This window comes from Halolamina salina (assembly GCF_042678005.1).
Lineage (GTDB): Archaea > Halobacteriota > Halobacteria > Halobacteriales > Haloferacaceae > Halolamina > Halolamina salina.
The window spans coordinates 1-398 of sequence record NZ_JBHUDH010000203.1 but is presented as its reverse complement, the minus strand read 5'-3'; the positions used below and the strand labels follow the sequence as shown (position 1 = coordinate 398).

At 67.3% G+C, this 398-nt stretch carries 1 protein-coding gene; it reads right to left on the bottom strand.

What is annotated here, in order from left to right; translation table 11 throughout:
* Positions 1 to 277: MFS transporter (locus ACFR9S_RS14450; RefSeq protein ID WP_379818939.1), on the bottom strand; the 277-nt coding region annotated here is incomplete at its 3' end.
* Between the last annotated feature and the right edge of the window lie 121 nt (positions 278 to 398).

Genomic DNA, 398 nt, shown 5'->3' with positions numbered 1-398 from the left:
GCTGGACGTTCGCGAACGCGACGTAGGCGAGGACGCTCACGCTCAGCACCCCGAGCAGCACTTTCTTCTTGTCGGAGCGGTCGCCCGCCCACGCCAGCGGGATCACCACGATCGTCTGCGCCAGCGTGAAGCCCGTGATGAACAGCCCGCCCATGAAGTCCGAGGCGTTCAGCACCTCGATGTAGAAGGGGATCAGCAGCGCGAGCGTCGAGTAGCCGAAGCCCGTCGCGAACCGCGAGAGGTAGAGCGACCAGAACTGCAGGCGTTCCTGGTTCACACGGCGACTGCGGGGGAGGATCGAAAAGGGGTTTCGTTTCGATGCTTCGGCGGTGGAGCTACGCGCGGCGGCCGACGACGGCGCCGGCACCGAGCAGCGCGAGCAGCGCGGCGACGACGCC